The organism is candidate division WOR-3 bacterium (assembly GCA_039801245.1).
GTDB lineage: Bacteria > Hydrothermota > Tepidihabitantia > Tepidihabitantales > Tepidihabitantaceae > JAOABP01.
Genome location: JBDRUF010000002.1, coordinates 62916 through 69653 on the forward strand (window position 1 = coordinate 62916; position 6738 = coordinate 69653).

Annotated in this window: 4 protein-coding genes; all 4 read left to right on the forward strand. The window is 48.5% G+C overall.

Annotated features, from left to right (window positions below; translation table 11 throughout):
* Positions 1 to 257 precede the first annotated feature (257 nt).
* The 4 genes from ABIK47_00725 to ABIK47_00740 all read left to right on the forward strand — a co-directional run bounded on the left by ABIK47_00725 (position 258) and on the right by ABIK47_00740 (position 6680).
* Entirely contained in the window at positions 258 to 1583 is a 1326-nt protein-coding gene (locus tag ABIK47_00725; GenBank protein ID MEO0019150.1) for a hypothetical protein, read from the forward strand.
* A gap of 9 nt (positions 1584 to 1592) precedes the next feature.
* Positions 1593 to 3944 (forward strand): hypothetical protein, encoded by a 2352-nt coding sequence (locus ABIK47_00730; GenBank protein MEO0019151.1) that lies wholly within the window; start codon positions 1593 to 1595, stop codon positions 3942 to 3944.
* 9 nt (positions 3945 to 3953) lie between these two features.
* Positions 3954 to 4886: a hypothetical protein gene (locus ABIK47_00735; protein MEO0019152.1), complete on the forward strand. Its 933-nt coding sequence runs from the start codon at positions 3954 to 3956 to the stop codon at positions 4884 to 4886.
* Between the two features lie 117 nt (positions 4887 to 5003).
* Complete coding sequence (locus ABIK47_00740) at positions 5004 to 6680, forward strand: tryptophanase (protein MEO0019153.1); 1677 nt, start codon at positions 5004 to 5006, stop codon at positions 6678 to 6680.
* Positions 6681 to 6738: the final 58 nt, after the last annotated feature.

The following is a 6738-nucleotide window of genomic DNA, read 5'->3' on the forward strand; positions in this document are numbered from 1 at the left end:
CCATTTTAGAGAGGGAATCAGATAGGGGAGGGTGGGGGGAACGAGCCCTTAAAACCACGGAGTAAGAACTAAAAACTCGTTAACTGTTTGCCGTTGTGCGATTTAAACCGTTAATTTGCGAAGATTAGGGAAATTGGGCGTTAATTTTTGCCATTTTCGGGCTCTTAATGAGGGGGAGCCTGAGTTTTTTAAATTTCCAAACTGCTTGACAAATTGAAAAAATCTGGTATAATTATAATTGATAAAAAGGAGGTAATATGCGCCCCCAGGCTTTGGGTCTGTTTTTCCTTGTCATTGCCACCGTGGCCACCGCCCAGTGGCTGGAAAAGACAATCTATCTGCCCGACTCTGCCGGACCTCAAATGTTGTGTTACAATCCACTTAGCCGTAAACTCTACTGCGCCAATGAATGGAATTGCACCATAACTGTAATTGATGGCGCATCTAATGCCATCCTCGCTCATATCCCGGTTGCCACCCATCCCAGCGCCATCTGTATAAACTCTCTCAACAAGGTTTACTGTGCGGGCGAAAACTCAACGCTATTAACCGTAATTGATGGCACAGGTGATTCTGTAATCAAAACTATTGATATCGGCGCAACCAGTTACATCATCGGCTCCAATCCCACAACCAATAAGATATATTGCGGTGGAAACGAGACTCCTACGGTTATACTGGATGGATGCGCGGATACAGTGCTGAAAGTTCTTTATGAAGAAAGCGGCACCTATTCAATCTGGTGCGACCCAAATATAAACAAAGTTTACATCGGTAGCGCTGAGTTTTGGGGCGTCAGAATCTACGATGGCAATGCTGATACCTTACTTGCTGGCATTTTCACACAAACTCGCTTTCCTTCGGCAATTATCGGCAACCCGAACCACCCAAAAGTTTATAGCGCCGGAACTGACTGCGATACCATTTGGGTGATTGATACCCACGCCGATACGGTTATGCGAAAGATTACAGTCCCTAACCGCTCAAGTGTACAGGATTTGTGCTATGCGCCCGATTACGACCGGCTCTATTGCGCCACTGAAAGGGAAATGGATGCCTGGCTTATGATTGTTGATGGTCAAACCGACTCACTGCTAAATCTAATTCCGGTTCGGCGTTTTTCCAACTTCCTGCTTTATAACTCTATTAATGATAAAATCTATTATACTGCCGATTCCTTGTGGGTGATTGATGCTGCCACAAACCAAGTTCTGAAGAAGCTATATGCCGGCAGAGGACTTACCAATATGGCTTGGAACCCGATTGAGAACCGTGTTTATGTTGGTGGCAAGTTTAGCAACACCATCACCGTATTTCGTGACAGTCTGCCTTCAGGCATAACCGAAGTAAATTCAACGCTTGATACCCCCTTTGCACCTACAACTGTCCGCAAAGTACTCAACTTGAATTCTGAAATGTGCAATCTCCAATCGAAGCTCGCACTCCTTGACATCTCCGGCCGCAAGGTCCTTGACCTCAAACCCGGGCATAATGACATCCGCCATCTCAGTCCAGGTGTGTATTTTCTGATGCGGAAAAATGACACTGCGAGTGATAGCAAAAAGATTTTAATTGTCAGATAAGGAGGCGAAATGAAAAAAACATTAATCATTTTCCTCGTTTTAATATGCACTGCAATTGTCTTTGCCCAGTGGCTGGAAAAGACAATCTATCTCCCCGACTCCTTCGGTGGTCCAATAAGCCCTGAGAGAATCTTTTATCACGCTGCGAACAACACCGTTTTCGTCTTTGGCTATCATGACCCGGCGATACTTGTCCTTGACGGTGTTACCCATCGCAAGATTGCCCGGATTGACCTGCCCGGATATGCCGGCAACTTCTCCTACAACCCCGAGGAAAACAAACTGTATGTTTGCCAATCTTACAATTACTCGCTCTATGTGATTGACCCTGCTGGCAACCGCCTCATCCGCACCATTACCCTGCCCCATTATGCCTATGACATCACCTACAATCCGAACCTGAACCGGGTTTACATTGTTGGTGAGGAGTATTGCAGTGTGATTGACTGCGTTCGCGACAGCCTCCTCAAGACCATTCCCCTGCCCGAGTACTCAAAAAACATCTGCTGTGCCACCCTTGTCAACAAGGTTTACTGCGTGATGGATAATGATGATGTGGCGGTGATTGACTGCACAAGCGATAGCATCATCAAGACATTTTACTCTGGTGCCGGTCCTTATGGAATGCTTTACAACCACCTGACCAACCGGCTCTACATCGCCGAAGGGTATGATGAGGATATCACCGTTGTTGACTGCGAGCGGGACTCGGTTATCCGCTGGGTGATCGCCGGCTATGAACCAAAACTGCTGTGTCTCAACCCCATCAGCAACAGGTTCTACTGCGCCGACTGGGAGGGTCACTGGTTTGGAATTTATGATGCCCTTGCCGACACCCTTATCAGATGGATTCATCTCGGTGAGCTTGACGACTCTCAGCGCGGTCTGGTGTTTGACTCCATTGACAACCTCGTTTATGTCTCCCTTACCGACCAGGACAGCATTGCGGTCATTGACGGCGCCGGCGACACCGTTCTGCGCAAAATCCCCATACCTGGAAGAAGACCCTATGGGCTCGCCTACAACCCCAGGCGCAATATAGTCTATTGTGCGGAATGGTCGAGCGCAACCGTTGCCTTTTATGATGCGCGCACCAGCGCTCTTATTGGCAGCCAGCAGATTCTAAGATTCCCGGCTGAGATGCTTGTGCACATCTCAGGAAACGACAGGCTTTACTGCGCCAACCCTCAGCAACCGTTGCTTATTCCAATTGAGTGCGCTACTAACCGCATCCGCAACCCTTTTTCTATTGGCACGAGACCCCGAGGTTTGGTTTACGCCGGGCAGAGTAACCGTGCCTATGCCCTCTCCGGGATTGACAGTTGCGTAGTCTCGATTGACTGTTCTTTAGACTCTGCGCGAAAGACGATTCCTGTGCCCGATTTACCTGGCAATGGCTGCTACGCCTTTGATTTGAACCGCATCTACTGCGCCCTGACTAACGAAGATTCAATCGTTGTCATTGACTGCAACCAGGACTCAGCCATCCTGACCATCACCACTCTGGACTTTCCCAAAATACTCGGGTATGTGCAGGAGCACAAACTCCTCTACTTTTCTGAAGGCTACACCGCGCGCAGGCTGACGGTATTTGATGCGCTGAATAACCAACGAATAGCCCAGATTGATCTCGGTGACGACCCGCAGCAAATTACCTATATTCCCCGGGAAAACCTCCTTGCCTGCCTTATTGGTTACAGCGATTCACTGATTTTTATTGACTGCTCCACCCATACGGTCCGGAATATGCTTTATATTCCGCAGGGAACGAAGAATATGATTTACAATCCACAAAACAACCTGCTCTATCTTGCCGCCTACTACCACACACTCCTGGTCATCAACCCTGCCCAGATGACAATTGTTGAGTCAATACCCATTGGCTCCGACGCGGCGGCAATGGCGCTGGATGAAATTGCCAACAAACTTTACCTGTCAATGAACTATTCCAATCGCGTCTTGGTTGTTGACTGCCAGACCAATCGCCTCGCCGCAGAAATAACGGTTTATGGCTATCCGCACGCCCTCGCCTTCAGCCCACAGAACCGGCGGATGTTCGTTGCCACTCCCAACAACTCCGCCATTGCTGTCCTCCGTGACACGATTATGGTTGATATTGCCGAACAGAACCCAAAATCTGAAGCTCAACAAATAACGCCGACGATTGTCCGCAATGTCCTGAAATTGGAGCCGGTCTTTGGTCTGCGCTCATCGGTCCTTCTCCTTGACATCACCGGTCGCAAGGTCCTTGACCTAAAACCAGGTGCCAATGACATCCGCCATCTCAGTCCAGGTGTGTATTTTCTGATGCGGAAAAAAGGCACTGCAACAGAAAGCAAAAAGATTTTAATTGTCCGATAAGGAGGCGGAATGAAAAAAACAACCATTCTTCTCGTCCTGATATGGACCGCAATTGCCTTTGCCCAGGTGGATTATGCGGTAATAAGCATTGATGCACCCAGAGGCTTTGTTGTGAGAGATGAGTATATTACACCCAGCGCCACCATTCGTTACTATGGCGCTGGACCAAGACCCTTCTGGCTTTACTTCTTTGTTCGTGACTCATTAGCCAACCTTATCTATGAGGAGTCTGTATATGTTGAGACAATTCCCGGCCCTCCCCTGCCCAAAATGCGCTTCTGTAACTTGGGAAGATATGCTGTCCGCTGCTCCCTTTACTGCGAAGAAGACACCAACTCCGCCAACGACTGGCTTGAGGATACATTCCAGGTTATTGGAGACATCAGGATTATCATTCTCTCTGTTCCTCGAGATACAACCGATACCCTTACCAACTGGAGACCAAGGGTTAGATTTAGCAACTATGGTTCATCCCCAGAGTCTATTGGTGCTGCTATGCTTTTTTCCGATACATTAAATATCATCTATGCTGATACCCAGTATTTCTGGCTTGATGCCGGTATGCAATTAGTTGTTCCTTTCTATTTTATCCGTTTTACTACCCTTGGCCCTCATTATGGCTGGCTGACTCTCTTTCGCCCTTATTATGACTCAATTGGCTGGGAATTCACAGTCGTCCCATACATCATCGGCATCGCAGAAGAACACTTAACACCATCCGCCCAACCCATCACGCCCACGATTGTCCGCAATGTCCTGAAATTGGAGCCGGTCTTTGGTCTGCGCTCATCGGTCCTTCTCCTTGACATCACCGGTCGCAAGGTCCTTGACCTAAAACCAGGTGCCAATGACATCCGCCATCTCGCACCTGGTGTATATTTCGTTCGTGAAGGCACAGCAACAACGGGAGTGATAATTAGCAAGATAGTAATTACCCATTAAGACCTTCTGATTTCGCCTGCAAACTTGACTTTGAAGAGTTATGGGTTAATTTTACAGGTGTTTTCCATAATTGGATTCTGTGTCTCTCAACAGGAAAAAAGCGGCAGGAGTTAACTGATGGATAAAAATATTGACTTTTTTGTCCGGCAATTTGAAGAACTGTTAAACCGCCCGCCTGAGCCAGGAAGGTATTTTCAACCCCGTCCCTATCGTAATGCCGCTGTCAGATTTCGCGCCCACACCGCTCACAACTGCGAAAAGGCAAGGGAGGTCTTTAATACCTCTGCCTGTCCGTTGCATTCGGTGAAAGCAAGGGCAGAACTGGTGAAGAAGATTGGCTTGAATCCCTTTATGTTCCCTGCCCATCTTTTGCCGGGCTGTGATTTACTTTCCGATTCCGGCACAACAACAATGACAATGGAGCAATGGGCGCAGATGCTTTTGGGAGATGAGGCTTACGGTTCAAATGAGGGGTATTATGAACTCAACGAGCAGATTGGTATAACCTTTGGGAAGGAATGGCAGCAGCGCCTAAATGGTGATGAACAGACGCTTTTCATTTTCCATCAGGGACGAGCAGCCGAGCATGCCCTTTTTTTCAACCTTGCCCGTCTTCTCGTGGAAAGAAAAATACCACCATTGCGAGAGAAGATAAATAAAATCCCGGATAAAACCGGTGTTTTTGCCCGGTTGCTTGACGGAATCAATCGCCTGAAGAGAAAGACCGAGAGCGAGCCCTGTTACCTCATTCCCAGTAACGGTCATTTTGACACCACTGAGGCAAACATCGCTGATGCCGGCATCGTGCCTTTGAATCTAAACTGCGCCGAACACCGTGCCGACGACGAAAGCTTTCCCTTCCGCGGCAACATCAATTTGGAGGAACTGGGTGAACTCTTGGATAAGGTCCCCGAGCACATTCCCCTTGTTTATCTTACCATTACGAACAACACCGGTGGTGGGCAGCCGGTGGCAATGGCAAATATCAGGTCGGTGCGGAAAATGACCGCTGAGAAAAACATCCCGTTTTTCCTTGATGCCTGCCGTTTTGCTGAAAACGCCTGGTTCATTAAGCAGCGGGAGCCTGGGTTCAGAGAAAAATCACTCACGGAGATTATCCAGGAAATCTTCAGTTATGTTGACGGCTTTCACATCAGTCTGAAAAAGGATGGATTGGTCAATATCGGCGGTGCGCTTGTCATTCGTCCTGAGGGGTTGTTTGCCCGCCCCCCTTATCAGGTGTTGTTGAATAGGCTGACCGACTATCAGATTCTCACTGAGGGGCATCCAACATATGGTGGTCTTGCCGGCAGAGACCTGAAGGCGATTGCCGAGGGGCTGCGGATGGTTGTCAAACCCGAATACCTTCAGGCGCGTATCGACCAGGTGCGCCGATTTGCTGAAAGGCTCGCTGCCTACAATATACCAGTAATCAAACCTGCTGGCGGTCATGCGGTTTATATAAATGTTGACCGCTTCTTTGCTGATGTCTGCTCCAATGATAGCGATTACAAGGGGATTTCCCTTGTGGCGCTGCTCCTTATCGCTGGTCACCGGCTCTGCGAACTGGGGGTCTATGCCTTTGAACTGGAAAACACCCAGCCGCCGCGGAACAATTTTGTCCGTGCGGCTGTGCCCCGCCTTGCCTATGAGGACCAGGACCTTTTTGCCGCTGCCGAGGCAATAAAACTGGTGTATGAGCACCGCGACCGGATTCCGGCGGTTAAAGTTATCTATGGCGCTGATTTGCCCCTGCGCCATTTCAAAAGTCGTTTCCGGTTCTTAGGTGAGTGACTATTTATCTTGCTTGACAAACAATGTTCTTCATTTATTTTAACCACAAGGAGGTCTT